We start from the raw sequence: 26,712 nt of genomic DNA on the forward strand, positions 1-26,712 counted from the left end.
GGCCGATGAAGGACATAACCGCCGCCCGAAACCGAACCGCCCGCCGCCCCTGTTGGAGCGGCGGGCGGCGGATCGGGACGATGGCGCCAGGCGCCGCGTCAGCGGGTTTCCACGGCCAGGTCGATGGCGCCGCCGCGACCGCCCGAAGCCATTACCTCGCGCATGGACAGGCCTTGCGGGTTGGCCAGCGACACCTCAATCTCGGTCTTCTCCGTCAGGAAGGCGCCGATGCCTTCGGCCAGGGCCCCCGCGTCGTCACGCCCCACGACGGCAGCCGCGCCCATGGCCGCGACCATGCCCAGCATGGCCGCCTGCTGTTCGGCGGCGCGGGGCCCGCCGGCGTCCTGGCGGATCGCCTCGTGCACCCAGCCGGTGTGGGACACCTTCAGCCGGAAGTCGGTGGCAACGGCATCCATCGCGGCCTTCATCAGCGCCTCGCGCTGCGCCTCTGCCGATACGTTGGTGACCGCCGCCGGGTCAAGGTCATAGCCGGTGCCGGCGCCCGACATCTCGATGAAGCCCAGCCCGTCGGCGTCGAACCTCATGGTTTCCAGGGCGAAGGCACCGTCGCCATAGGTGCTGACGGCGCGGCCCGAGATGGCGAAGGGTTTCTCGGCCGCCGGCCCCAGCACGTCGGCCAGGCGGGCCAGCTGCGCCGAGCCCATTTTCTGGCGCTGGTCGATGGCAAAGTCATCGAGGATGAAGGTGCCGGCCATGACCACGTCGCCCACATGCACCGGGTCCTCCAGCGCGAAGCGGCCGAGGCGGAAGATCTCCACGCCGTCCTCCACGGCCGAGACGTCGGCCACCTCGAAGGCGCCGTAGCGGGTGACCGCCATGATGTCTTCCTCGTCGGCCCCGTGCAGGGCGGCGGCGACGGCATCAGCCACCTCCACGCCTTCGACCGAGAAGCGGCCCAGCGACGCGGCATTGTCCCGCTTGCTGAAGGCGCCGTCGCTCACGCCGAAGCGCCCGACCGTGCCGCCGGACACGTCAGCGATGCTGAGGCCGCCCAAGCTGAGCGTATCGCCGCCCTCGGCCGCGGACAGGCTGCCGAGGTCCACGGAGTCCACCGACAGCGCGCGCAGGGCCTCCACCGGATCGCCATAGCCGCCGGCCTCGCCCCGCAGGGTGCGGGCCAGACGCTCGAAATCGGGGTGCGAGAGACCACGCACGCTCAGGCTCTCGGCCGTGACCGTGAGGTTGTCTTCCGACAGCGCCAGGTCGGCCATGTCGACGGCATCCACGCGATCGGCATCACCCGAGGCCGAGGCCGCACCGCCGCGCAGGATCGCGCCGTCGGCCAGCGTCATGGTGAAGCCGTCGACGCTGACCGAGCCCAAGGGCGAAGCCGACAGACCGTCGACCGCCAGCGTCGTGCCCGGCGGCAGTTGCGCCCGCACGTCCTCCAGCGCCTGCTCGGCGCGCGCCGTCGCCACATTGCTGGCGTAGATCCAGCCACCGCCCGCCAGCACGGCAAGCACCGCCACGCCGACCCCGATCTGCACGCCCTTGTTCATGATCTCGTCCCTCCTCTGCGACGCGCCAACAGCCCCTCCGGCGCGAAACGGTGAGCACTGTGTTTCATCGCCGCCGGCAAGTCCATGAAAAGTTTGACGACACCCGACGGCCTGCGCCGCGCTGGACAAGCCGGCCCGCCTTGGACCAGTCTGGCGTTCACCGCAACGTCCCGACCGTACGTCCCACGCTCATGCCCGACGCCGCCCTGCCCCGCCGCTTCATCTTCCTGCGCCACGGCCGGTCCGCCTGGAACGCGCGGGGCCTGGTCGCCGGCCAGGAGGACGTGCCGCTGGACGACCAGGGGCGGGCCGAGGCCGAGACGGCAGCCGCGCTGCTGGCGAACGTGCCCCTTTCGGGCGCCTGGTGCAGTCCGCTCGCCCGCTGCCGCGACACCCTCGCGCCGCTGCTTCGCCGCCGGCCGGACCTGCCGGTGACGGTGGTGCCCGAGCTGATGGAGCGGCACTGGGGCGTCTACCAGAACGGTCCGGTGGGCTCCCGCCCGCCCCGTGCCGAGACGCCCGAGGACGGCGAGCCGGCGGCGGCCTTCCACGCCCGCGCCCTGGCCGCCATCGCGTCGGCCGCGGCGGAGCGCACAGGGGCGCCGCCGCCGCTGATCGTGGCGCACGCGGGCATCTTCCGCTGCCTGATGGACCACCTGAGCCTGCCCGGCGCCGACGGTGCCGTCGCCAACGCGGCCCCCCTTCTGATCGAGCCGGACGCGCCGGCGTCCCGCCGTATCCGACCGCTGCACCCGCCCGTTTCCACGCCCGCCGAGAGGTAATTCGACCCGTGCCCGAAACCACGCTCTATTTCGCCTACGGATCCAACCTCAACGCCGAGGATTGGGGGCGCTGGTGCGCCGCCCGCCCCGGCACCGCCGATCCGGCCTGCATGACGCCGGTGGGCGCCGCCATGCTGCCCGATCATGAACTGGCCTTTTCCCGCCACTCCGCCGGACGCAAGGGCGGCGTGCTCGACGTCCGCCCGCGCTCCGGGCATGCGGTGGAGGGCGTGCTGATGGCTGTGTCTCCGGCGGGATGGAAGCTTCTGGACATCAAGGAGGGTGTGGGCTTCGCCTACGAGCGCATCCCCGTCCGGGTGCGGGACCAGGGCGGCCTGTGGCGCGACGTCACCACCTACCGCGTCCTGCCCGGAGAGGCACAGCCGCACGTCCCGCCGCACGAGCATTACGTGTCCGTCTGCGCCGACGGGCTGCGCCGTCACGGCCTCGACCCTGCCCGCCTTCTCGATGCCGCCGCCGGCCGCCCGGCCCGCTCCGCCGCCGCCGGCCTGTTCATCCCCGACAATCTGCGCGAGGCCCTGAAGCGCGCGCTGAACGACGCCGAGCGCCACGCCATGGTGCCCGCGACGGCGCGTGCGTCCGTTCACGACAGCGGTGCCCTGCAACCCGGCGACGGACAGGCGGCCGGCGCCTTCCTGCCCAGCGGGGCGCTGGAAGACCTGGTGGCGCGGCTGGACCCGTTGGCCGGGTCCGGCCCGTACCGCTTCGCCCGCGACCTGCTGACCGTCACCACCGGCGACGGTGCCTCTGCCCGCGCCTGGGCCTACGTGCTGCCTCATACACGTCTCGATGACTGACGTCGTCGACGCTGCATTCAAGCGCCACGCAGGCTCACGCACCTGACCGGCGCGGCGGCCAGTCGGCCCTGCCGGCGACGAGTGGACGATTTCGTGTGTCGCCCGGTATCAGATCACGTAGCCGATGAACCGTCCCGCCGCCAGGGCGGACGGCCAGCACAGCAGGGACACCGCCGCGAGCGTCTTCTCCAGCCCCGGCCGTCCGCCTCCCCGCCGGCGCAGGGCGAGCGCCGCCAGGGCATTGGCGGTTCCCAGCACCACCAGCGTCATCTTGGCCTGGAACAGGCCGAGGGCGGCGTAGTCCCGCGCCTGCACGGAAAACAGCAGCAGCCCCGTGGCGACGGCGGTCACCAGCCCGACCGCCGCCACGGGCGCAAGAAGGCGCTCCACGTCCCGGCGCGCCACCGCCGGCCACAGGCCCAGCAGCTTCAGATCCAGCGGCACCACCGATCCGACAAGCAAAGCCAGCCCCAGAACGTGGCCGGCGTTCACGGCCGGATACGTCCAGCGGGAAAAGCGCAGGTGCGTCGCGACGCCGGACGCCTCCACCGCCGCCAGGACCGTTTCCAACACCGGCCGCCGACGTCAGTCGCGTTCCGGGTAGAGCACGTGTTCGGTGCCGTCGATGATGACCCGTTCGGCCTTGATGACCTTCCGGTCGGTGTCGGCGGCAGCCTCGCCGATGACCGTCATCTCGACGCCCTCCGCCAGTTTTTCCGGTGTCAGGCCGGCGCGGTCGTTGCGCCAGGGCTGGCCGACCTCCACCAGCCAGGGCGTGCCGCCGACGTCGAGCGTCACCTCACCGTGCGGGTTGCCGAGCTTTGCGGAGGTGATGATGCCGGTCAGGCGGGTGTTCTCGCCCTCGGTCCAGCGCCAGCCGTGGTGCGCCGTGGCGGCGGCGGGCATGGCGGCTGCCAGGACGGCGGCGGCGAGCAGGGTGCGGGCCAGGTGCATGGCGTTGTCCTCCATAAGCGGCGTGACCACGTTGATGTGTTGTCGCCCCCGCCCGGCCTCAACGCCTGCCCCACCGACCGGAAGCCCCGCCCATGCCGCTGCCCCCACTCCGCGCCCTGGTCCTTCCTCTCTGCCTGGTGGTGCTGGCCGCCTGCTCGCCCGGCCGCACGATGGAGGCCGTCGACCTGCTGACCGGCCTGGCCGACCCGCCGCCGCTGGCCCAGGCGCTGGCGGCGGTGGAGCGGCAGGAGACCGGCGGCCCCGCCGACCTCTACCGCGCGACGGATGCCCCGTCCGAGGCCGCCCTGGTGGTCGTTCCCGGCGCGGCGGAGGAAGGCCGCCGCGATCCCCGCCTGGTGCGCTTTGCCGCCACGCTGGCCGACGCGGGGTTCCTGGTGATGGTGCCCGGTCTGGCGGGCGACGATCCGCTGCGCCTCTCGGCCGGGGACGCCGATGCCGTTGCCCACGCGGTGCGGCGCCTGGCCGAAACGGCGGCGGTGTCCGAGGTGGGACTGGTCGGCATCTCCTACGCTGCCGGGCCGGCCCTGCTGGCCGCCCTGCGGCCGGAGGTGCGCGGGCATGTCGGCTTCGTGCTGGTGATCGGCGGCTACCACGACATCACCGCCGCCATCACCTACATGACCACCGGCGCCTACCGCACCGCGCCGGGGGCCGAGTGGCGGACGGGACCGGTGGACCGGCGCGCCAAGTGGCGTTTCCTGCTTGCCAACGCCGGGCGCGTCGGCGCGGGCGCCGAAGACGCCGGAACCCTGCGCGCCATCGCCCGCCGCCGCCTGGATGCGCCCGGCGCCGGGGTGGCGGCGCTGACGCAGGGCCTGGGGCCGGAGGCGCGGGCGGTGTGGCGGCTGCTGTCCAACGGGGACCCCGAGCGGGTGCCGGCCCTCATAGACGCCCTGCCGCAAGCCCTGCGCGCCGAAATCCACGCCCTGGACCTGTCGCGCCGCGACCTGGACCGGCTGACGGCTGAGGTGATCCTGATCCACGGCCGCGACGATCCCATGGTGCCCTGGACCGAAAGCCGCGCCCTGGCCGAGCGGGTCGGGGCGGGGCGGGCGCGGCTGTACCTGGTGGACGCCCTTCACCACGTCGACGTGGGCGACCTGGGCGCCGGCGACGGCCTCACGCTGCTGCGCGCCGCGTACCGCCTGCTGAAGGCGCGGGACGAAGCGCCGGCGCCGGCCGCGCCTGCACCCGCCCGTCCCGTTACCTCGGCAGGGCGAACACGACCTCGCGGCGGACTTCCGCGCCGGTCGCGGTGTCGCGCATGACCAGCGCCATGTCCGAGACGTCGGCGTCGGGGCCGGGGACGGTGACGAACACCTTGCGCGAGACGTGCCGGCCCCCCTCCACGGCGAGTTCCACGCTCTGGCCCGAGTCATCCAGCGTCTCGATGCGGGCGCCGGGATTGCCGGCGACCTCCAGCGCGAAACGGCGGTCCTGCTCCTGCTTGTTGAGGATCTTCAGGTCATAGGCGTTGCGGATGGAGCCGTCGGACAGGCGCACGTAAAGCGGGCTGCGCTCCTGGATGAGGGCCACCTCCAGGTCGCTGCGCATGAGGAACGAGCCCCCCACGCCCAGGCAGATGACGCCGATCACGGCGGCGAAGGCGATGGTGCGGGGCCGCACGACGCGGCTGGGCTCGGCCCGGCCTGCGCGGCGGGCGCGGGCGTTGGCCAGGGAATCAAAGGCGATGAGGCCACGGTCGAGGCCCACCTTGTCCATCATCGTGTCGCAGGCGTCGATGCACAGGCCGCAGTTGATGCAGTCGGCGTTCACGCCCTCGCGGATGTCGATGCCCATGGGACAGACCTGGACGCACTGCTGACAGCTCACGCAGTCGCCGAAGCCGGCGGCGCGGCGCTCTTCCCAGGTCTGTGACTTGCGCTTGGGCGCACGGGCGTCGCCCCGGTCGTCGCGGTATGTGACGACCAGGCTGTGCTCGTCCAGCATGCAGGACTGCAGGCGCGGCCACGGGCACATGTAGTTGCAGAACTGCTCGCGCGCGAAGCCGGCCAGCAGGTAGGTCGTCCCGCCCAGGATCAGCACGGTGGTCCACATCCACAGGCCGGCGTCCAGCGTCAGGTAGTCCATCAGCGCCGCTGGGGCGTCCGTGAAATAGAAGCTGAAGGTCGCGCCGAACGCCACGGCGACGGCAATCCAGGCAACGTGCTTGCCGCCGCGCCGCAGGAGCTTGCGGGCGCTCCAGGGGGCGGCGTCCATCTTCATTCGGGCGGCGCGGTCGCCTTCCCACATCTTCTCGATGCGGACGAAGATGTCGGTGAAGACCGTCTGCGGGCACGAGAACCCGCACCACACACGCCCGGCGACGGATGCGGTCATGAACAGCGCCACCGTTCCCAGCACCAGCGCCACGGCCATGTAGACGATGTCCTGCGGCCAGATGTTCATGTCGAACAGGAAACCGCGCTTGTGGGCGATGTCCAGCAGCACCGCCTGATCGGGAAGATCACCCGGCCGATCCCACCGCAGCCACGGCACGATGAAGAACACGGCCGCCAGCGTCCACCCGATGGCATCCTTCCACCGACGGAATCGGCCGCGCACCGCCTTGGGATGGATCTTCTCGCGTGCCGCGTAAAGGGCGCCCGATGCCTCGGCCATCGTCTGCTCCGCAAAATATGCAAATCATAGTCATATTATAGTGCGTGGCGGCGGCGGGCGACACCATGATTCTGATGGCGGGGGCGTGTTATGGGCGTTCCCTGGGTGTGGCGGGTGGTGCGGCAACGCGGCTCTGGCTCTTTGCGAAGCGACCGGGTATGCAGGAGGACGACCGGAAAAGACGAAGAGGACCCGTCCCCATGACCACCGCCCTCTCCTACCCCGACGCGCTGATCCGCAAGGTTCTTCAAGGCACTAAGACCATCGCCATGGTGGGTGCCTCGACCAACTGGAACCGGCCCAGCTACTTCGTCATGAAGTAGCTGGCGGCGCCTAAACCCTTGATATGCAAGGAAAACGTTTGAATAATACGGGGGAAAAACACTCGTTTGACCTCAATGGGTTACGCAATCGTTGCAACGTCTTCCGGCGGCCAATTGCGGTGCCGATCGTCGAACCGTCACTTGGTCGCTGGCGCGTGATATAGGATGGGAGCAGCCTGGGTGAGGGCGTCCGGCGCGGCGGGTGGCGAGCGCTGAGGAGACCATGAGCACGGACTGGATCGACCTTAACCGCAGCTTCGTGCCCCACCGGCCGGCGGACGAGCGCGAGACGGCGGCCTTCCAGAGCTATTTCCGTGCGCGCGAGCATGGCCCGCTCGATTGGCCGCGTCTTCTGGAACACGGCCGCGTCGTCGTGCTGGGCGAGGCCGGGAGCGGCAAGACCTGCGAGTTCCAGGCCCAGACGAACCGGCTGCGCGAAAGCGGCCGGACGGCCTTCTTCCTCCGGGTCGAGCAGTTGGCGGACACTGGGGTGGAGGGCGCCCTCGACCCCTCCGATCTGCATGCGTTGCGCGCCTGGCGGAGCGGCGACCAGCCCGCCACGCTGTTCCTGGATGCGGTCGAGGAAGCGCGCCTGAGCAAGCATACGCAGTTCGAAACCGCCCTGCGCAGCCTCGCCGGGTTCCTGGGCGACGCCGTGGCGCGATGCTCCATCGTCCTGTCGAGCCGCATCACCGGCTGGCACGCCGACGACGCGGACATCGTGTCCCGCCTCCTTGGGGCCGGTCCGGGCGCAAGGCCCGGCGAACCACATCCCGACCTGCCGGAGGGCCTGGCCGTCGTCGAACTGGCCGCCCTGAACACGACTCAGATCCGGCAGCTCGCGGATCAGGAAACCGACGATCCGGACGCTTTCCTCGACGCCATCGAACAGCGGGATGCATGGGACTTCGCGGGGCGCCCCTACGATGTTCTGGGCCTTCTGCGGTACTGGACGACGCATGGCGCCCTGGGCTCGCTGACGGAGATCATCGAGGACGACGTCGCCCGCAAGCTGCGCGAGGACAACCCCAACCGTCACCATCGCGCGCCGCTGACGCCAGAAAAGGCTCGCCAGGGTGCCGAGGCCTTGGCGGCGGCCTCCGTCCTGTCTCGGCGGCTGACCTTCGCCGCGACCGGCGCGGTGGCGGCCGACGGGACGCTGGACCCGGAGGCCGTTCTGGCGGAGTGGAAGCCGGATGAGGTGCGTGCCCTGCTGGAGCGGCCGGTATTCGACGAGGCGGCCTTTGAGCGCGTGCGGTTTCACCACCGCCATGTCTCGGAATATCTGGCGGCCGGTTGGCTGAAGCGCCTGCTCGACGCCGGCGCGCCCCGGCAGGCCGTGGCCGGCCTTCTGTTCCGCCCCAGCCATGGCAGGACCGAGGTCGTGCCCGACGCGCTGGCACCGGTGGCGGCGTGGCTGGCGGGTAAGGAAAGCTGGGTGCGCAAGCGCCTGATGGCCGTCGATCCCGACGTGCTGCTGGAGCACGGCGACCCGTCCGCCATCCCGCCGGAGGAGCGGGCGATCCTGCTGAAGCGCCTCATGGAGCACCACCGCTTCCGCCCCGGCTTGACGCCGACGGCGCAATTGCACCGCTTGGCCGATCCGTCACTGGGGCCGGCGGTCGCGGAGATGCTCCGCGATCCCGAGCTTTCAGCGGATCAGAAGGAGCTGTTGCTGCGCCTCGTCGCCATCGGGCGCCTTCCCGGTGCGTCGACCGAAGCCGCCAAGCTCGCGGCGGATCGGACGCAGCCGGAGGGCGTGCGGCGGCTCGCCGTTGAAGCGGTGGCGATGGCGGGCGGCCGGTAAGCGTCTTCCAGCGGCTGCGGCGGCCGATTGTTGACGCTCAAGCGGCTTTCTGGTCGTCGTTTGGCTGCCCGATGTTCCACGGCAGCAGGTCGTCGATCCGGTTGATTGGGTGGTCGGCGATGCGGGTCAGCACCTGGGTGAGATAGATCTGCGGGTCGAGGCCGTTGAGCCTCGCGGTCTCGATCAGCGTGTAGACGGCCGCTGCCCGGTGGCCGCCGGCGTCGGAGCCAGCGAAGAGGTAGTTCTTCCGGCCCAGGGCCAGCGGGCGGATAGCGCGTTCGGCGGCGTTGTTGCTGATCTCGCAGCGGCCATCGCCCGCGTAGCGGGTCAGCGCCGGCCAGCGCGTCAGGGCGTATCGCAAGGCGGCCGCCAGATCGCTCTTGCCCGGCAGCTTGCGGAGGCTGGTGTCGAAGAAGGTCTTCACCGCCTCCAGCCGGGGCAGGCTCTGTGCCTGGCGCACGCGCAGGCGCTCGTCGGCCGGGCGGCCGGTGATCCGACGCTCGGCGTCGAACAACGCGCCGATCAGTTCCAGGGCCCGGGCGGCGATGGGTGATCCTGTCGCCGCATGGACGTCGTGGATCTTGCGCCGCACATGGGCCCAGCATGCCACCTCCTGCACGGACGCGACGCCGTCCTCTCCCGGCTCGTACAGCTTGTTGAAACCGGCATAGCCGTCGGCGTGCAGAAGGCCGCGAAAGCCCTGCAACTCGGTCTGCGGATGGATGCCCTTGCGGTCGGGCGTGTAGCGGTAAAGCACGGCCGGCGGCGCCGGGCCGGCATGGGGACGTTCGTCGCGCAGATAGACCCATTGTCGCGCCTGCCGGGTCTTGCCGGCGCCCGGGCTGAGCACCGGCACCGGCGTGTCGTCGGCGTGCAAGGCGTCGCCGGCGCGCACGTGGCGGCCAATCGCCTCGACCAGCGGCGCCACCAGGGCGGCCGTCCTGCCGACCCAGCCCGCCAGCAGCGCCCGGGGCAGCGTCACGCCCTCGCGGGCGTAGATCTGGCTCTGGCGGTACAGCGGCAGGTGGTCGCAGTATTTCGACACCAGGACATGCGACAGCAGGGCCGGCGACGGCAGGCCGCGCGCCACCGGCAGGGACGGCATCGGCGTCTGCACCATGCTCTCGCACGTCCGGCACGACAGCGCCGGACGGACATGGCGGATCACCCGGAAACGGCCGGGCACGTAGTCGAGGATCTCGGTCACGTCCTCGCCCACCGTGTGCATGGCGCCGCCGCAGGCCGGGCAGTCGTCGGCGGGATCATGACGGACCTCGTCGCGCGGCAGATGCTCCGGTAGGGCGCGGCGACGGCGCGCGGCAGGCTGGTCCGGGGCGTCGGCCTCGGTCGGCTCCGGCGGCGCTTCATCCTCTGCTTCGGCCGCTTCGGCCGCTTCGGCCTCCAGGTCCTCCAGGGCCAGTTCGAGCTGTTCGATCTCGCGGGACAGCTTCTCCGACGATCGCCCGAACGTCATCCGCCGCAGGCGGGCGAGTTGCACCTTCAGCTTCTCGACTTCCAGCGCCTTGGCGGTCAGGCCGGCCCTGGCCGCGGCCAGTTCCTCGGCCTGCGCGGCGATGATCGCCCGCAGGGCCTCGACGTCGTCGGGAAGCTGGGAAGACGGTGCGGAAGGCATGGCCGGATTCTAGCCGCAGAAGCCCTAAAAACCAAGGATTTCGGCGCCTTCCGGGGCTCGTCAGCCGGCTGTCTCCGGCCGCCATGTCCGCGTCGGCATGCGCCAGTCGATGCCCTCGATCAGCATGCTCAACTGGGCCGGCGTCAGCGCCGCCACGCCGCCCTCCGCCGACGGCCAGACGAAGCGTCCCTTCTCCAGCCGCTTGTACCTCCGTGGAGAATGCGACCCCTACCGTCGCAGCGCACCAGTTAGTCCAGGTCACGCACCCGTTCCATCCTCTGAGGGAGCGATGGTTGCCATGCGTGGGCCGGCGCTTCAACCGGCTCGGCGAACGCCTGCTGCTTCAGGCGGAAGATGGCTCGGTCTGGTCGGTTCCGCCGCAGTGGACCGATCTTTCGAGCCCGGATCCCGAGGTGGTTGTCGGCGACGGCCGCACGCCATTGCGGGTGACGGACTTGATTGCTCTCGCCGACGTGGTGGAGCGCCTTTCCAGCAGATTGGTCGACCGTGGGGGCCGCAATGTGTAAGGTCAATTACGCCGCACATGTAAAGCGAATTACGCCGCGACAGAGCTTTGAAGGTTCTTATTTCCCTTCTTCCGCGTGTAGCGGACGTGGGTACGGCGGTGAGAAGCTTGACCTGTATGCGGAACGCGGTATAAATACCGTTACACCTTCTCTACCTCTCGTCCTCGGATTCGTCGATGCCTGCGAAGTACGACAGCAAGCGCTCGAAGGCCGAGGCCCTCATCGAGGAGGGCACCTTCAATGCGACGCCCGAGAAGGTGCGCGATCCGAAGTTTCGCGACAGCGAGTTCTTCGACCCGCACGACGCTGTCCAGGTCAAGTACGAGATGCTCCGTCGCGTCTCCACCGACGGCGTGTCGGTAACCGAGGCTTCGAACGAGTACGGCTTTTCGCGGCCGACCTATTACCAAGCCAAGGCCAACTTCGACAACGGCGGAATTGCCGGACTGGTGCCGGCGAAACCCGGCCCACGCGGCCCCCACAAGATCGACGACGAAGTCCTCGCGTTCCTGCGGGCGAGGCTTATCCCAGGCGAGCCCGTCCGCGCCCGGGAACTGGCAAAGCTCGTACACCAGGAACTTGGCATCGAGCTCCATCCCAGAACAATCGAGCGCGTTCTAAAAAAAACTCGCGCCTGACGGGCGCAACGACGGCAGCGGGATCGGCCCTGCCATCGGCCATTGCAACCCGGTACGAGCTGCTTCGCGGAGCAGCTCTCGGCGAGGCGCTGCCGATCGACGCCCGTAGCGGCCTCGCGCTCTTCCTGCGCCGCGGTATGTGGGGATGGGCCCGCGCTCTGACCGCAGCCGCAAGTTCCCCTCAAGAGCCAGTCTACGCTTCGTCACTCGCCGTCCCGGCGCGGCGCGGGCACAACGTTGCCGTTCACGTCCTCGCATCAATCGTCGGAAGCATCCACGATCGGAGATCGTCATGAACGCCCACATCAAGGTCCAGCCTTCGCACCTCAAACGCGGTGCCTACCTGTACATCCGCCAGTCCTCGATGCGGCAAGTGGTCGAGAACGCCGAGAGCGCCAAACGGCAGTACGGACTTCGTGGGCGCGCCGTGGCTCTCGGCTGGCGCGACGAGCAAATCATCGTCATCGACAATGACCAGGGCGAATCCGGCGCATCGGCGGCGTGGCGAGAGGGCTTCCAGCGACTGGTCAGCGACGTCGGCATGGGCCGCGCCGGGATCGTGATGGGCCTGGAAGTCTCCCGTCTGGCGCGCAACAACGCCGACTGGCAGCGCTTGCTGGAGATCTGCGCCCTCGCCGATACCCTGATCCTTGACGAGGACGGCGTGTACGATCCCGCGAGCTTCAACGACCGGCTCTTGCTCGGCCTCAAGGGAACGATGAGTGAAGCCGAACTGCACGTGATCAAGGCGCGGCTCCGCGGCGGCATCCTCAACAAAGCGCGCCGCGGCGAGTTTCGCTGCCCCCTGCCGACGGGGCTGGTCTATGACGATGCCGGCAACGTGGCCCTTGACCCGGATACCCAGGTCAGAGAGACGATTGCCCATTTCTTCGAGACGTTCGCTCGTGTTGGATCCGCCTCCCAAACCGTCAAGGCCTTCCGTAAGCAGGGCCTGTTGTTCCCTTCGCGCCTGCACGATAGCCGGACCGTGTTTCGATCCCTGACCGCGTCGACCGCGGTGCGCGTCCTGCACAATCCGCGTTACGCCGGCGCCTATGCCTACGGTCGACGTCAATATCGGCGCGCCATCGACGGCAGGAGGACGCTGCGTGCGCGCGACCAGGAAGAATGGCTCGCCTGTATCCCCGATGCCCATCCCGGCTACATCACCTGGGGCCAACACCAGGAGAACTTGAAGATCCTCCAGGAGAACGGGCGAGGCTATGATCAGGCGCGCACATCGGTTCCCCGCGAAGGAGTGGCCCTGCTTCAAGGCCGCGCCGTGTGCGGGCGATGCGGTAGTCGTTTTCGAGTCAAATATGCCGCGCGCCGCGGTCGCCTGGAAGCCTGGTACGTCTGTGATCGCGCACGGACCTCTCGCGGGGAAGCCTCCTGCCAGTCCGTCGCCGGTCCTCCCGTTGATGAGGCCATCGGCATGCTCGTCGCCGACGTGATGACGCCGGCCGTCGTCGAGATCGCCCTCGACGTCCGCCGGGAAGTCGAAGCCCGACATGAAGAGGCTGACCGACTGCGATGCCGTGCGATCCAGCGCGCCCAGATCGAGGCCGAACTCGCCCAAAGGCGTTTCATGCTCGTCGATCCCGGCAACCGCCTCGTCGCCGATACGCTCGAAGGCGAATGGAACGAGAAGCTCCGTTTGCTGGCCGATGCCCGCCACGAGCGCGAGCGCACCCGCGAGTACGACCGGGTCGTAGTCGACGAAGCTGTCCGGGAGCGGCTGGTCGCGATGACTACGGATTTCAAGAAGCTTTGGGCGCATCCGGACACGCCGAACCGCGACCGCAAGCGGCTGCTCGCCCACATCATTGAGGATGTCACCCTCGTCAAGCTGCCCACGGAAGGCACGACTAAGGTCCATGTTCGATTCAGGGGCGGCAAGACCGAGACGATCACCACACTCAACCCGAAGTCTTCCGCTCAGCAAGTCAAGACCCCGATGCATATCGTCGAGCTCGTCGATAAGCTCCTCGACGATCACATCTACTCGGAGATCGCGGAGATCCTGAACCGCCAAGGACATCACCCGGGAGGGGCGACGCGCCGCGGTCGTCAGGATGCGCGTTTCACTCCGCTGCGAGTGGCTTATCTCGCTCATCAGTACAAACTTCGCTCGCGCTACGACCGCCTGCGGGACCGCGGGATGCTGACGAAACAAGAGGCGGCGGCGCGTCTCGGCATTCACGAGCACACCCTCGCACGATGGGCCAAACACGGACTCGTTATCGGCCATCACTACAACGGCCAATATCGCCTGTACGAGATTCCCGACTCGGACCTCCCGAAAAAGCAGTGCAGCCGATGGAACACGCTCGCCCATCGGGTAGCCGAGCGTGCGAAAAACGAAGCCACGCAAAACCATCATCTGGATGTGGAAGAGGTGTAGTATGAACTCAGATCTTTGGTGAACAGGCAGAAGCCCTGGCCGTCCCAGGCGAGGATCTTGACCAGGTCGCCACGCCGCCCGCGGAAGACGAACAGGTGCCCCGAGAACGGGTCCTTCTTCAGGACCTCCTGCACCAGCATGGCGAGGCCGGGCATGCCCTTTCGCATGTCGGTCCGGCCGAGCGCCAGGTAGACACGCACGCCCGGCGGAACGGCGATCATGCCCCCTCCAGGGCCGCGACCAGCGTCCGCAACCGGGGTGGCGCGATGGTGGCCGGCACGATCAGGCGGCGCCCGTTGGTGAGCACGATCTCGACCGGAGACGGTTCCTCGGGCACGCGAGCGGCCGCCTCCTCCGGTGCCGTCACCTGGACGGGCAGAAAGCCGGGTGCGGCCGGAGCTGTCTTCCGGCACCAGCGCCCGAGGACGCTGGGATGAACACCATTCCGCCGCGCCACTGCGGCCACCGAAAGGCCGCTCTCGGCAACCTCTCTGACCATCCGCTCCTTGTCTGCCCGGGGCCATGTCCGTCGCCGCGCCGGAGGCTGACTACCATCGTAGGCCATAAGCAACTCGCTCCATCCGCCGATCCACTCCAAGATCGACGAAGTCAGCACTATCGGGACGCCGACGCCAAGGCAGCCGTCAGAAGACGGTTACGGATAGCTGGAGATTGGCACCGGATGATCTTCCGTGGGTCCTGGAAGAACTGGAGGCTCTTCCGGATGGCGGGCACCGTGACCTCGTCCTCAAGGTAGCGGTTGATCTTTGGGAAAGCAGCAACCGTCCGCGCCAGGAGGGGCGACGGCTGCGGCGGATTGTGCGCGGCTCGAGCCGCCTCCACCAGATCTATGAGCGGGAGAAGCGACCGCTCATAAGGAGGGTGCACCGGCGGCTTCGGCCCGTTCATGAAACCCTGAGGAGGCGACGCCATCGCGCGAAGTGGCGTTTCCTTCGAGGAAGCTGGCGCGCCTCTCTCAGGCGGGGGCGCGTCTGGAGAATGCGCCTCCGCTGGATGGCATTCTGGCGCCGTCGCAATTTGTGCGAGGGTCGAGACTGGCTGCTGCTGCACTGGATGCTGGCTTGTGACGCAGATCGCTCTTCCAAAGACGGCGAATTGTTCGACCGGGACCGGCTGCTTCGTCTTTACGGCAAGGGCGCGACCGACCGTTTGCACGGCGGGCTCAAGGCGTTCTGGCGGCGCTGGCACCCGCCGCTTCCAGGCGCCAGGTGGGGCCGGGGGTATCATCCCTCAATGCCTGCTCTCGAGGGGCTGTCGTTGGAGGCGGCGGAAGACGGCGTCGCGCGGTGGACGCCTGAAGAGACCGTTTGGGCGACCGAGCACGCCTTGCATGCGCTGAACGGCTTTCCCGATTGGCTGGCCGACTTGGCGAGGGTGCGTCCCGCCGAGGTGACATCCGTGCTGCGCGATCAAGCCGCTCTGGAGACCGAAGTCCCGGCGGAAAAGCATCCGCCCCACTGCGTCTTGAGCCGCCTTACCCGTGCCGATGCGGCCATCCGGCATCTGTGCGTTCCCTTCGTGGCGGAACTCCTGGAGACGCGCAACATCCCGAACCTCCAGGTTCTCAGACAGGCTCTCGCGGTTCTCGTTCGGGCAGAGGATGTGGAGACGCTCGCGCGGATCGCACCGCCCGCCGTCGCCGCGGCCTCGGCAGCCGGCGATCGGGAACGGCTGCTGGCATGGCTTCAGGTCTGGCTCCAGGCCGATCCAGCCGCCGCCATGACGTGGCTCGAGGGGACGCTCCCCACGATGCCGGCGGACGACGCCGATGCGCTTGTTCTGCATGTCGTGGCCGACCTTCACCGGTACGGCAGCAATAGCCTCCGGATGGACCGTCCACGGTTCCTGGACCTTGAACACGCCGCCCGATTCCTGCCGCTTCTCCACCGCCATGTCCGCCGGGACGAGGACATTGAGCGCCATGGCGCCTATACGCCGGGCCCGCGCGACAATGCTCAGCAGTTCCGATCCGACGTCTTCGGCGCCATCGCCAATATGCCGGGTGCGGCGGCGTATGCCACCCTTCGCTCCCTTGCGGACGATCCGTCGCTGAGCGCCATCCGAGACCTGCTGACCTACTACGCATTCCGGCGCGCGACCACGGATGCGGACCCGAAGCCGTGGAACGAGGCCGCCGTGGGCGCGTTCGAGCGGACCTACACCAAGCCGCCCCAAAGCGCCGACGACCTGTTCAATCTGGTGATCGGGCGCCTGGCCGACCTCCGCGACGACGCCGAGAACGGCGACTTCGCACCCACAGGTCTATTCAGTCCCGCGGACAACGAAAGCCTCGCCCAAATCTGGCTGGCGGGCCAGCTTGAAAGCCGAAGCATGGGCCGTTTCCAGGTGGACCGAGAGGCCGAGGCCCATGGGCTGGTCCGACCGGACATCCGCATCAAGGTGCCATCGCACAAACCCGTCGTGATCGAGGTGAAGTGGGCCCACAAGAAGGAACGCTCATTCGAAAACCTCAAGCAGGCGCTGCACAAGCAGTTGGTGGGCGACTACATGAAGCTGCGCGACAGCCGCCACGGCATCCTGTTCATCGTGAACCTCGCCCCCAAGCGGCGCTGGAAGGGTCCCGGCACCGGCACGGTGGACTTCGCCGGCCTCATCGAGGCGCTCCGGAAGGAGGCGGACGGGATCATGCAGGCAGACCCTCGCGACCTGCGGCTGGAGGTGGTCGGCATCGAACTGGTGCCGCGCCCGGCCCCGGCTGCGAAGGCGCCGGCGCCAGCCTCGACCGCCTGACGTCCCGCCGCCCTCCGGCCTCTCCCTTCCCCCTCGCCGCCGCCCGCTGCACGTGGTAGGGTTGATTTCCCGCTCATGAACATCGTGAAAAGCGTATCCTCAACGTCGCGCCTCGGCATGCGCGGGCGGGGTCCGGCAGAGGCCCCGCCCGCTGCCGGCGCGCCATGTCTGTTGAGGACAAGGAGGTGAGACACGGACCATGCTCAAGGGACGTCTCGGGCTGGACAAGGCGCGCATTCCCCATCGCAGCCGCAACGGCCTCGTCTATCTGGAATACTGCCGGCTGACCATCGACAACGGCAGCCTCGCCCTGCTCTACGAGGGCACCGGCGAGGAAATGGAACTGCCCTACCAGGCCGTCAGCGCGGTGATGCTCGGCCCCGGAACATCCATCACACACGACGCCATCCGCCATCTCTCGGCCCATGGCACGGCCATCGTCGCCGTCGGCACGGGCGGCACGCGCATGTACACCGCGCCGCCTATCTTCGAGCGGACCGCGGACCTTGCGCAGAAGCAGGCCGTCTACTTCGCGTCGGAGCAGACCCGCCTGATGGTGGCCCTGCGCATGTACGAAAAACGGTTCGGAGAGCGCCCGCGCGCCTCGTCGCTGGATGCCCTGCGCGGCATGGAGGCGGCGCGCATCAAGCGATCCTACGAGCTTCTGGCCCAGCAGGAGAAGATCACCTGGAAGGGCCGCCGGTTCGACCGCGCCAACCCCGACGGCGCCGACCCGCCGAACCAGGCCATCAACCATGCGGTGACCGCGCTGGAGGCCGCCGTCGCCATCGCGGTCGCCGCCACTGGGACGGTGCCGCAGTTGGGCTTTCTGCACGAGGCGCCGGGCATCGGCTGGACGCTGGACCTCTGCGACCTCTACCGCACCACCATCACGGTGCCCGTCGCCTTCCGCGCGGTGCGGGAAATCAACGAGGGCCGGCACCACGGAGAGCGCCTGGAGCGCGTCGTGCGCCGCAAGATGGCCCGCCACATCGAGCAGGCGAAGGTCATCGACACCGTCATCGACGACATCAAGGAGATTCTGGCCTGATGGTGATCGTCTGCGCCACCGACACGCTGGACCGTGTTCACGGGTTCCTGCGGTCGTGCATGCTCAACCCGCATCCGGGCGTCTATGTCTCGGTCTCGCTGGACGCCGGCAGCCGCGACCGCATCTGGGAAATCCTGTCGAAATGGTGGGAGGCCGAGCCGCGCGGCACGATCCTCATGATAGTCAAGGACAAGAAGAAACCCATGGGGCTGGACTTCCGATCCCTTGGCGCGCCCCGGCGGACCATTGTGGAATACGACGGGATCTATCTGCTGCAAAAAGGCGCCAAACAACCTGCAAACAAGGCTGGAAAAGAGTGATGGTCTCCAGTACCTTGCAAGCAGGGTTTCCCCTGCCCACGCAGGGATTGACCCACGGCCGTGGGCGGCCTGCTCATCAACGCGATGTTTCCCCTGCCCACGCAGGGATTGACCCCGGCCGAACTCCGCCATGTGCGGCTTAAGGCGGTTTCCCCTGCCCACGCAGGGATTGACCCACGCCGGAAATCGGGTTGTCCGTTTCGGACGGGTTTCCCCTGCCCACGCAGGGATTGACCCCGGCCGAACTCCGCCATGTGCGGCTTAAGGCGGTTTCCCCTGCCCACGCAGGGATTGACCCACGCCGGAAATCGGGTTGTCCGTTTCGGACGGGTTTCCCCTGCCCACGCAGGGATTGACCCGCGTCCCACTCGGCCGCCGTCACGTCCACAGGGTTTCCCCTGCCCACGCAGGGATTGACCCACGACAATCAGCCGCGTGCGCGGGTTGAATTTGTTTCCCCTGCCCACGCAGGGATTGACCCCACGCGCCGCCGGTGGCGCCGCCGAGGACGTAGTTTCCCCTGCCCACGCAGGGATTGACCCTCGAAGTGGGCGGCCTGGGCGCGCGACACCTAGTTTCCCCTGCCCACGCAGGGATTGACCCAGGCAGAACTGCTCGTGACGCTGGTTTTTCAGGTTTCCCCTGCCCACGCAGGGATTGACCCTGGTACGCGCGCCTGGCGCTGGAGCGCGCGGTGTTTCCCCTGCCCACGCAGGGATTGACCCTTTTCCGCCAGGTCCGAAGCCAGGCCATCGGCGTTTCCCCTGCCCACGCAGGGATTGACCCGTGCTTCTCGCGGACCGCATCAGTTATCGGCAGTTTCCCCTGCCCACGCAGGGATTGACCCACGGAGGTCACGCCGGTCGACCTGGAGGAAGCGTTTCCCCTGCCCACGCAGGGATTGACCCCCGGTCGAGACGGCCGAACAGGCCGCCTGGGCCACCCTCACCGCCGTTTCCCCTGCCCACGCAGGGATTGACCCGAATGGGCTGACCACACCTTCAACCCGTGGATGTTTCCCCTGCCCACGCAGGGATTGACCCCAGACGGCCAAGAAGTGGCGGGCGGGCCGCGAGTTTCCCCTGCCCACGCAGGGATTGACCCCACAGCCCACCAGCGGACGGCCTTTCCCGGCTGTTTCCCCTGCCCACGCAGGGATTGACCCCGACTTGGCCTTCAGACGCACGGCGCGAATGGGTTTCCCCTGCCCACGCAGGGATTGACCCGTCCGCGCCCTGGCGGCCGAGAAGGGCAACCCGTTTCCCCTGCCCACGCAGGGATTGACCCAAGCCGAACAGCGCCGGCGCGATGGTCGCAATGTTTCCCCTGCCCACGCAGGGATTGACCCTGGGCCAAAGCCTCGAAGGTCACGTCATGGAAGTTTCCCCTGCCCACGCAGGGATAGACCCCTGCTGGAGACGTTCCCGGAGGGCCTGGGGGAGTTTCCCCTGCCCACGCAGGGATTGACCCCCGCCCCATTCGACGGGAACCCCGCACTCCTTGTTTCCCCTGCCCACGCAGGGATTGACCCCGCAGGGGCCGGGGTTGGGGTCGGGGGTGTGCGTTTCCCCTGCACGCAGGGATTGACCCCAGAACGGCGCGCGCTGGATCAAGGCCGCCCTGTTTCCCCTGCCCAAGCAGGGATTGACCCACCCCCTGACGCCGCCCACTGAGGCGGCTTTTGTTTCCCCTGCCCACGCAGGGATTGACGCCGGCCGAGACGCTGGACGGCGGGTACACCCTCGTTTCCCCTGCCCACGCAGGGATTGACCGCTGCTGAGGGTCTGCGCGACGTCGCCGCCGGAGTTTCCCCTGCCCACGCAGGGATGAACCTGGCGTCCAGCCGATGACCGGTCCGGTCGCTCAGGTACCCCCGCCCACGCGGGGATTGCGCACACGGCGGCAGCGGCGCGCCTGCTGCCGCTGTGTTGTCGCCTCCCGAACCCGGCGGGCAGGAGGCGGTTATCTTTTACTGGGAGTCAGTCGCGTCGGCGGAGCGGGCGCCGCGCAGCCGGGCGGAGGTTGGCGCGCCCGTCCGCGACCTCTGCCGTCGAGCAGTCATCCTATACCCCCGGCGACCGGCCGTTCAACGACCCCGCGCCTCCACCCGCAAACCCCGCGCCGGGTCGTAGCGCACCGTTACAGCCCTGCCCTCCCGCGCGGCGGTGCCCGTCCATCCGCCGGAGCCGTCGGGGGAGAGGACAATCACCGGCACGAAACGCAGGCGCCGGCGGGTCGGCTCTGGCAGGGTCGCCGCCATGGCCTCCACCGCCGCCGCGTCCTCGGGCGCGGGGTCGAGGCGCCAGGGCAGGCTGATGCATGACAGGTCCAGGGCCGCCTCCGCCCCCGCCGCCAGGACCGGCGCCCCGGCCCCGGACCCGTCCCGCCACGCCAGGGCCACGGGATAGGAATCGCTTAGGCGCGTGGGCAGGCGGTCCTCGTCCGGGCTGACGGCCAGCAGCGCGCCCTCCGTCCAGTCCTTCAACAGGCCGTCGCGGAACGCCAGCGTGTTGCGGCCCGCCATCTGCCGCTTCGCCGTATGGTCCCCTTCCGTCGCGGTGTGGCGGGCGTGGAGGGCATCCGGCACCTGGGCGAGCAGGGTGTCGGTCTCGGCGTAGACGCTTTCCAGCAGCGGCCGGGCATCGACTTCCGGCACCAGCCACGGCCCCTCCGCCACGCGGTCGGGGATCGTGTCGGGCCGCGTCAGGTGCAGGGCGCCGCGCCACAGGCGGGCGTCGTCCGGGTAGATGCCGGCGGCGCGCGGGAAAAGGCGGCCGTACCAGGGGCTGCGCTCCCCGCTTCCGGCCCGCGCCTCTCCCTCGGCGGCGGAAAGCGGCGGCATGAGCAGCAGCGCCGGCGAGTCGGGCCGGGCATCCTCGGCCGCCACCGTCAGGCGGGCGCCCCCGGCGTCGCGGACATGGCGGCGGCGCCGCCCGAGCCGTTGCAGCACGGCATCCGCCGGCGCCAGGTCGGAGAGGAATTCGTCGGCGTCCAGGTCCAGGCTCTGCTCGGCCACCTGGGTGGCGATGAGGACTCGGCCGCGCCGATCCTCCGGACCGCTCTCCTTGCCGAAATGGCGCAGCACGCGGCCCTCGATGGCGGCGCGGTCCTCCGGCAGGAAGCGGGCGTGGAACAGGATGGGCTCCGGCAGCCCGGCGGCGTGCAGCAGAGTGCCGACACGGGCGTGGGCCTCCATGGCGTCGTCCACGGTGTTGCGGAACCACACGACGCACCGGCCCGCCTCCGCCCAGTCCGTCACCTGCGTCACCGCTTCGGTTATGTCGTGGACGGGCTCGACCCTCACCGCCCGGCCGGGACGGCGCAGCGGCAGTGCGTGTTCCGCACTGGCGCCCCCGTGGTGCAGGCCGAGCAGGGGAAAGCCCCGGCGGTCCAGGGCCTCGGTCCGCGCCGTCACATCCGGCCATCCGGCCCCGGTTCCGAAGGCCTCCACCAACGCTGCCCGGATGCGGCTGGGCAGGGTGGCGGACATGAGGATGACGCTCTCCCCACGCGCTGCCTGGTGGTGGAGCAGGCTTTTCAACGCGCCGAGCATGTAGTCGTCGTAGGCGTGCACCTCGTCGACCAGCAGCGCCTTGCGCCACAACCCCCACAGGCGCACCGGCCCATGGCGCGTGCGCAGGGCGCCCAGCAGCGCCTGATCCACCGTGCCGACGCCGGCGGCGCTCAGCAGCGCCCGCTTGCCGCCGTGGACGAACCACGCCTGCGCGTCCCCCTCCCCGGCCTCCACCGCCGCGCGGGTGGCGACGGGGCGGAATCCGTCGTTCAGGTGGCGCCGCCCGTGGGCGAGGACGAAGGACGGGATCGTCTCGAACATGCGCTCCACCACCGGGCGCTTGCGGCCATAGGCGCCGTCGGCCGTGGCGGTGGTGGGCAGGCCGCAGTAGAACCCGGACGCCTTGCCGCCGGCCATGAGCCGGTGGATGACCAGATCGCCGGCCTCCGTCTTGCCGGCGCCGGGGGCGTCCTCCAGGATCACCAGCAGCGGACCCTCGGGCAGCGTTTCGGGCCGGAACAGGCGGTCGCAGGCCTCCTGCAGGGGCGTGGGCGAGAGCGACGGGCCCAGGTGCGCGAACAGGTCCGCGAAGGGGGCGGCCGGCGCCACATCGGCGCGCGACAGTTTCGCCAGGCCCAGATTTCGCAGCAGGCGCTTTGCCGTGGGGCGGGCGATGGTCTCGAAGTAGTCGGCGGGCTCCATGGGGTCCGCGCGGTAGGCGAAGGCGTCCGTCGACCCCAGCCAGTCGCAGACGGTGAACAGGCCGTTGAGGACATAGGACGCCCGCTTGCTCAGCCCTTCCTCGGGCAAGGGGCCGCTCCACTGGAAGACGCCGGCCATGGCCGTGACCAGCGCGGCGGCGGCGTCGATGTCGGCCGGGGATATCCAGTTCGTGAAGTCGCTCAGGACAGGGGCGGTCGTTTCCGGCTGTACGCCATGATGCCCCGTGGCGGCGGCGAGGACGGGGGCGACCTGATTGAACTGCCGCCGCTCCGGCCGGGTCGCCGGGTCCAGGCCCGCCATGCCGCCGCGCCACAGGTGCCGCAGCAGGACGAACCCCATCAGGTCGTGCCCGGCGCCGCGCCGGTCGTAGGGCTTCAGCCCCCGCGCCGACACGCCGAGGGCCTCCGCCACGTCGGGCCGCAGGTGCTGAAAGGCGCCCGCCACCTTGCCGACGTCATGCACCGCGAGCACCGTCAGCAGCAGGCGCCGTGCCGTCTCAGGTTCCAGGCCCAGAAGCGCCGCCAGATTGGTCAGAAGGTCGGGCGCCGCCTCAAACGCCTCGGCCAGAACGGCGGCCACGTCCAGGCAGTGGAATTCCAGGCGGTGCCACGCCTCCCGCCCCGGCTGCGCCTTGCCCCATCGCTCGATCATCGGCCCGTTCCCAAATTTCCGCTTCCATGGGAGCTTCTCTCTGCTACCCTACGGACATCTTGAAGCTGATTCGAGCGGATTGTTCGCGCGGGGGGAGGACGACGGCATGGTCGATGAGGGGGAGGCGCCGGTGCAGTGGCTGGACCAGCCCCTGATGCTCGTCCGCCGCAGCGGCGCCACCGAGGACGCGCCGTTCCCGGCCATCGTCGACGGCGCGGATGATCCCGTGGTCGCCGTCGACTGCGGGCACCCGGTCCTGCAATTGGGCTTCGAGCTTCTGGCGACGCACATCCTGCAACTGGTCATGCCGCCCAGGGACAGCGAGGCTTGGACGGCGCGCCTGTTCTCGCCGCCCTCGCGCGCTGAACTGGAGGATGCGCTTCTCCCCTACCGGGACGCCCTCCTGCTGTCGGGAATCGACAAGCCGTTCCTGCAGGTGAAGCCGCCGAGGATCGACGAGATCAAGCGGCATCCGGTCTCCAACCTTCTACCGGACACGCCGAGCCCCAACGCCATCGAGAAGAACGAGGACTTCTTCGTCAAGCGCGGCAACTACGGCGCCGTACATGCCGGTTTGGCCGCCCCCCTGCTGTACGCCGGGACGGCCCTGTTCCCCAGCGGCGGCGGCGGGTATCTGGACATTCCGCACAAGGCGAACTCCCTCAAATACCAGATCGTCGGCCGCACCCTGTGGGAGACCCTGTGGCTGAACGTGCTGGATCAACGGTCGCCCGACCTGCGCGAGGCCCAATGGCCGGCGCCGATGGACGGCACCGTCTTCCCCTGGCTGCGCGACGACGTGCGCACCCTCCACCTCGGCCGCCAGAACGACAGCCAGAAGAAGAAGCGCCGGGACGCGGGGCTGGCCGAACTGAATACGGTTATTTCCGTCGGGCCGGGCGACCGTCATCCGGCCGGCTTCGCCATGCCGCGCCGCTACCTGCTGGACCCGCCGCGTGAGGGGCGGTGCAGCGTCACCGGGCGCGAGGGCCTGGTGTTCGAGACCTTCCAGCGATGGACGCATGGCCTGTCTTATGATGCGCAGGGGTGGACGGCGCCCTACGTCGCGCCGCTGGAGAAGCTGAAGGCCGACGGCACCTCCGATGGCCGATGGTTCTCGCAGGCCTCCGCGCCCCTGCGCCTGGACGACTGGCTCTCGCCGGCCCTTGATGCCGCCGGCAGCGGCGGGAACGATACCGGGAAGACCACCTTCGTCGCCCATCCGCCGCCCGTGGTGCGGGCCCTGCGCGGCCGTCTGGGGACGCTGGTCGACGCCTTCGAGGAATTGGAGGACCGCGCGGAGGAAGCCTCCGCCGCGACGCCGGAGCTGCCGTTTCGCGTGCGCGTGGTCACCCAGTTCAGCTTCGGCAAGGCAGTCGGCGGGATGTCGGAGAAATCCCTCCCGGTCTACCGCCTGCGCGAGGGCGCGCACCGTCAACTCGCGTCCGAGGCGGCGGGTCTGTCCCGGACGCTCGGCTCCATCGCCTGGGCGGTGCGCAAGCATGCGGGAGCGGCCATCAAGCTCGGCGATCCGAACGGCAAGCCGGTCCTGCCGGCCCAAATGGAAGACGCTCTGCTGCGGGAGATGGAAGGCCGCCTGCTCGACATCCTGCCGCGCATGGCCTCTGCCCTGGCCGGCGGCGCGACGGCGGACGACGCCTTCCTGGACCTACGGGATGCGCTTGCCAAGGAGGCCAAGGATCGGGCGCTCGCCCTTTTCGACGCCGCATTCCCGGTGGAGACCGTCGACCGCATGGCCGCCCAGATCGCCCTGATCCGACGCCGCCTGCGCCACGACCTCTACGGCTCGCCGAAGGCGGGCAAGAAGACCGCCGCCTGACCCGGAGCCGCCCATGACCGAAGCCTCCCGCCCCTACCTCCGGTTCCTTGGCACGGCCGAAACGGCGACAGTCCTGCATGACTGGCACCGATGGCTGCAGGACAACCGGGGCGCCCGCGCCGCCATGCGCCGGGCGCGCTCGGTCGACGAAGTGTGGCTGGAGGAAGCCTATTCTCGCCTCCGCCTGCCGCTTCTGCCGCTCGCGGGCTTCCGCGATGAAGCCCTGGCCCGTGCCGCGATCGCCGTCGCCGAGGTCTCCGAGGACACCGAGGACGGCCTTGCCGCCCGCGCCGCCGCCTCCACGCATCGGGGCCGGGCCGCCGTCTCCGCCGACCGCATCCGCCTGATGCTGGGCGCCGAGGATCCCGACGAGTTCCTGCGGCTGCTGCGCGGGGTGCTCGCCATGCTCGACCGCGAGGTCAACCTGTGCGACGTGGCCGACCTGGTGCTGTCCAGCCACACGCCGGGCGGCCGCGCCCACAACCGCAAGCGCGTCATGCTGCGCTACTACGAAACCGCCGACCCCGCCGCTCTCTGAGGATCGCCGCCATGAAGCTGGATTTTCACGTGCTGACCGTCTTCCCGCCCCACAACGTCAACCGCGACGAGGACGGCCGCCCGAAGACAGCCATGTTCGGCGGCGTCCAGCGCGGCCGCATCTCCAGCCAGGCCAAGAAGCGCGCCATCCGCTTGTCGCCTCATTTTCAAGATTTGCAGCGACACACGCGCACCCGCAAAGCTGGCGTCACGGCATACAAAGCACTGAAAGAAAAAGGCGTGCTCAATGAGATGGTGCGTGTCATGGCTGCTCAGGCCGTGAACTACGCCATCGGCGGCAAAAAGGAAGTTCCGAACGAAAAGTCCGCTCGCACTCTTATCCAAAGCATTACCGAGAAGAAGCTCTCCGAAATTCGTGAGACCCATGCCTTTGACACCGATTCGGCACGGGAGCATGTTCTGCAGCGGGAACTCTGGACAGAGCAAGCCCTTGTTGTTAGCACTAAGGAGTTTGCAGCTCTTCATCATTTTGTGGAGCGAATAGCTTCCGAATGCGCGGCTCCCGGCAAGGAAGCCGTCGAAAAGGCAAAGCCTCTATGCGAGGAGATCTGCCGGGGTCTTCTGCTTATCGACGGAGAGACGGAGGTTGATACTGCGCTTTTTGGACGAATGGTCGCCACTCAGCCCCGCTTTAACGTTGAGGCTGCCTGTTCGGTTAGTCATGCCATCACGACCCACCGTTTCAGCGTCGAAGGCGACTATTTTTCGGCCGCCGAAGAACTGAGCGAGAAGGGTGAGACAGGCGCGGCCATCACCTCCTACGCCTTCTTCGGCGCCGGGGTCTATTACCAGCACGCGGTGCTCGACCTGAAGCACCTGACCGACAGCCTGAACGGCGATGCCGACCGGGCGCGGAAGGCGGCGCGCGCCTTCGTGGACGGTCTGTGTGCCGCTCAGCCGACCGGCAAGCGCAACAGCCACGGGTCGGACGTCCTGGCCTCCTACGTGTTGTGTGGGCGTGGCACCGCGCCCAGCTTCAATGGCGCCCTCGCCTTCCTCAAGCCCGTACAGCCGTCGGAAGACCAGGACATTCTTGCCGCCAGCGCCGAAAAGCTGCGGTCGTTCTACGAGGTGGTGCGGGAGTCCTACGGCCTGGGCACCGATTACATCGTCTACGCGGCGGCACCCTCACTGCGCAGGGCCAACGCGCCGGAAGCGCCGGAAGTGTGGGACGTGGACGCCCTCCACCGCTTCGTGGAAGAGGCGGTGCCGGCCGCCGCCGCGTGATCGGGAG

22 protein-coding genes, 1 pseudogene and 1 CRISPR repeat array are annotated in these 26,712 nt (G+C 69.1%); of the genes and pseudogenes, 14 read left to right on the forward strand and 9 right to left on the reverse strand.

All coding sequences use genetic code 11. The annotated features are described in order from the left end of the window. Positions 1–98 precede the first annotated feature (98 nt). Complete coding sequence (locus LG334_RS15735; RefSeq protein WP_404379483.1) at positions 99–1,520, reverse strand: hypothetical protein; 1,422 nt, start codon at positions 1,518–1,520, stop codon at positions 99–101. A gap of 191 nt (positions 1,521–1,711) precedes the next feature. Here LG334_RS15735 and LG334_RS15740 point away from each other — a divergent pair, with 191 nt between their 5' ends. Beyond that, entirely contained in the window at positions 1,712–2,302 is a 591-nt protein-coding gene (locus LG334_RS15740; protein ID WP_404379485.1) for a histidine phosphatase family protein, read from the forward strand. Positions 2,303–2,310: 8 nt separating this feature from the next. Beyond that, positions 2,311–3,120, forward strand: a complete 810-nt coding sequence (locus LG334_RS15745; RefSeq protein ID WP_404379487.1) for a gamma-glutamylcyclotransferase family protein — start codon at positions 2,311–2,313, stop codon at positions 3,118–3,120. Positions 3,121–3,228: 108 nt separating this feature from the next. Here the strand turns inward: LG334_RS15745 and LG334_RS15750 are convergent, their stop codons facing one another. After that, a complete protein-coding gene (locus tag LG334_RS15750) occupies positions 3,229–3,693 on the reverse strand; it encodes a DUF2214 domain-containing protein (protein WP_404379489.1) in 465 nt (154 codons plus the stop codon). A gap of 12 nt (positions 3,694–3,705) precedes the next feature. Beyond that, positions 3,706–4,104 (reverse strand): DUF6152 family protein, encoded by a 399-nt coding sequence (locus LG334_RS15755; protein WP_404379491.1) that lies wholly within the window; start codon positions 4,102–4,104, stop codon positions 3,706–3,708. 62 nt (positions 4,105–4,166) lie between these two features. Here LG334_RS15755 and LG334_RS15760 point away from each other — a divergent pair, with 62 nt between their 5' ends. Further along, positions 4,167–5,363, forward strand: a complete 1,197-nt coding sequence (locus LG334_RS15760) for a hypothetical protein (RefSeq protein WP_404379493.1) — start codon at positions 4,167–4,169, stop codon at positions 5,361–5,363. On the opposite strand, the gene ccoG is transcribed toward LG334_RS15760, so the two are convergent. Beyond that, on the reverse strand, positions 5,299–6,717 hold the full coding sequence (gene ccoG / locus LG334_RS15765; RefSeq protein WP_404379495.1) for a cytochrome c oxidase accessory protein CcoG: 1,419 nt from the start codon (positions 6,715–6,717) through the stop codon (positions 5,299–5,301). The genes LG334_RS15760 and ccoG overlap by 65 nt on opposite strands. 200 nt (positions 6,718–6,917) lie before the next feature. Here ccoG and LG334_RS15770 point away from each other — a divergent pair, with 200 nt between their 5' ends. Continuing rightward, a complete protein-coding gene (locus tag LG334_RS15770; RefSeq protein ID WP_404379497.1) occupies positions 6,918–7,040 on the forward strand; it encodes a hypothetical protein in 123 nt (40 codons plus the stop codon). 223 nt (positions 7,041–7,263) lie between these two features. Then, on the forward strand, positions 7,264–8,847 hold the full coding sequence (locus LG334_RS15775; protein WP_404379498.1) for a hypothetical protein: 1,584 nt from the start codon (positions 7,264–7,266) through the stop codon (positions 8,845–8,847). A gap of 37 nt (positions 8,848–8,884) precedes the next feature. On the opposite strand, the gene tnpC is transcribed toward LG334_RS15775, so the two are convergent. After that, entirely contained in the window at positions 8,885–10,480 is a 1,596-nt protein-coding gene (gene tnpC / locus LG334_RS15780) for an IS66 family transposase (RefSeq protein WP_404379499.1), read from the reverse strand. Between the two features lie 60 nt (positions 10,481–10,540). Further along, positions 10,541–10,636: a hypothetical protein gene (locus LG334_RS15785; RefSeq protein ID WP_404379501.1), complete on the reverse strand. Its 96-nt coding sequence runs from the start codon at positions 10,634–10,636 to the stop codon at positions 10,541–10,543. A 146-nt stretch (positions 10,637–10,782) separates the two neighbouring features. Between LG334_RS15785 and LG334_RS15790 the strand changes: the two genes are divergently transcribed. The 3 genes from LG334_RS15790 (at position 10,783) to LG334_RS15800 (ending at position 14,049) form a co-directional block, all read left to right on the forward strand. After that, positions 10,783–11,007 carry a DUF5372 family protein gene (locus LG334_RS15790; RefSeq protein WP_404379502.1) on the forward strand — a complete coding sequence of 75 codons (225 nt, stop codon included), beginning with the start codon at positions 10,783–10,785 and terminating at the stop codon, positions 11,005–11,007. A 176-nt stretch (positions 11,008–11,183) separates the two neighbouring features. Beyond that, entirely contained in the window at positions 11,184–11,645 is a 462-nt protein-coding gene (locus LG334_RS15795; RefSeq protein ID WP_404379504.1) for a transposase, read from the forward strand. Between the two features lie 292 nt (positions 11,646–11,937). Beyond that, positions 11,938–14,049, forward strand: a complete 2,112-nt coding sequence (locus tag LG334_RS15800) for a recombinase family protein (protein WP_404379505.1) — start codon at positions 11,938–11,940, stop codon at positions 14,047–14,049. Positions 14,050–14,063: 14 nt separating this feature from the next. Here LG334_RS15800 and tnpB read toward each other — a convergent pair. Continuing rightward, positions 14,064–14,270 (reverse strand): annotated as a pseudogene (gene tnpB / locus LG334_RS15805) (IS66 family insertion sequence element accessory protein TnpB); the annotation flags it as partial. Beyond that, the gene (tnpA, locus tag LG334_RS15810) at positions 14,267–14,548 is read right to left on the reverse strand and encodes an IS66 family insertion sequence element accessory protein TnpA (protein WP_404379507.1); all 282 of its coding nucleotides are present in this window, start codon (positions 14,546–14,548) and stop codon (positions 14,267–14,269) included. The pseudogene tnpB and the gene tnpA, both read right to left, overlap by 4 nt. 515 nt (positions 14,549–15,063) lie before the next feature. Between tnpA and LG334_RS15815 the strand changes: the two genes are divergently transcribed. The 3 genes from LG334_RS15815 (at position 15,064) to cas2e (ending at position 18,192) form a co-directional block, all read left to right on the forward strand. Beyond that, entirely contained in the window at positions 15,064–16,821 is a 1,758-nt protein-coding gene (locus tag LG334_RS15815; RefSeq protein WP_404379509.1) for a hypothetical protein, read from the forward strand. A gap of 199 nt (positions 16,822–17,020) precedes the next feature. Then, positions 17,021–17,872 (forward strand): type I-E CRISPR-associated endonuclease Cas1e, encoded by an 852-nt coding sequence (gene cas1e, locus LG334_RS15820; RefSeq protein ID WP_404379510.1) that lies wholly within the window; start codon positions 17,021–17,023, stop codon positions 17,870–17,872. Then, a complete protein-coding gene (gene cas2e, locus LG334_RS15825) occupies positions 17,872–18,192 on the forward strand; it encodes a type I-E CRISPR-associated endoribonuclease Cas2e (RefSeq protein WP_404379512.1) in 321 nt (106 codons plus the stop codon). Before cas1e ends, cas2e begins: the two co-directional genes overlap by 1 nt. 25 nt (positions 18,193–18,217) lie before the next feature. After that, positions 18,218–20,087: a CRISPR direct-repeat array (repeat unit 29 nt; unit sequence GTTTCCCCTGCCCACGCAGGGATTGACCC). 191 nt (positions 20,088–20,278) lie between these two features. Here the strand turns inward: cas2e and cas3 are convergent. Continuing rightward, positions 20,279–23,080, reverse strand: a complete 2,802-nt coding sequence (gene cas3, locus LG334_RS15830) for a CRISPR-associated helicase Cas3' (protein WP_404379514.1) — start codon at positions 23,078–23,080, stop codon at positions 20,279–20,281. A gap of 106 nt (positions 23,081–23,186) precedes the next feature. Between cas3 and casA the strand changes: the two genes are divergently transcribed. From casA to LG334_RS15845, 3 genes are read left to right on the forward strand one after another with little or no spacing between them, the layout of a single operon-like run. Then, entirely contained in the window at positions 23,187–24,920 is a 1,734-nt protein-coding gene (gene casA, locus LG334_RS15835; RefSeq protein ID WP_404379516.1) for a type I-E CRISPR-associated protein Cse1/CasA, read from the forward strand. A gap of 13 nt (positions 24,921–24,933) precedes the next feature. Next, the gene (casB, locus tag LG334_RS15840; protein ID WP_404379518.1) at positions 24,934–25,458 is read left to right on the forward strand and encodes a type I-E CRISPR-associated protein Cse2/CasB; all 525 of its coding nucleotides are present in this window, start codon (positions 24,934–24,936) and stop codon (positions 25,456–25,458) included. A gap of 11 nt (positions 25,459–25,469) precedes the next feature. Beyond that, positions 25,470–26,705 (forward strand): type I-E CRISPR-associated protein Cas7/Cse4/CasC, encoded by a 1,236-nt coding sequence (locus tag LG334_RS15845; protein ID WP_404379519.1) that lies wholly within the window; start codon positions 25,470–25,472, stop codon positions 26,703–26,705. Positions 26,706–26,712 lie beyond the last annotated feature (7 nt).

Source organism: Caenispirillum salinarum (assembly GCF_044803115.1).
Classification (GTDB): Bacteria; Pseudomonadota; Alphaproteobacteria; order Rhodospirillales; family Rhodospirillaceae; genus Caenispirillum; species Caenispirillum salinarum_A.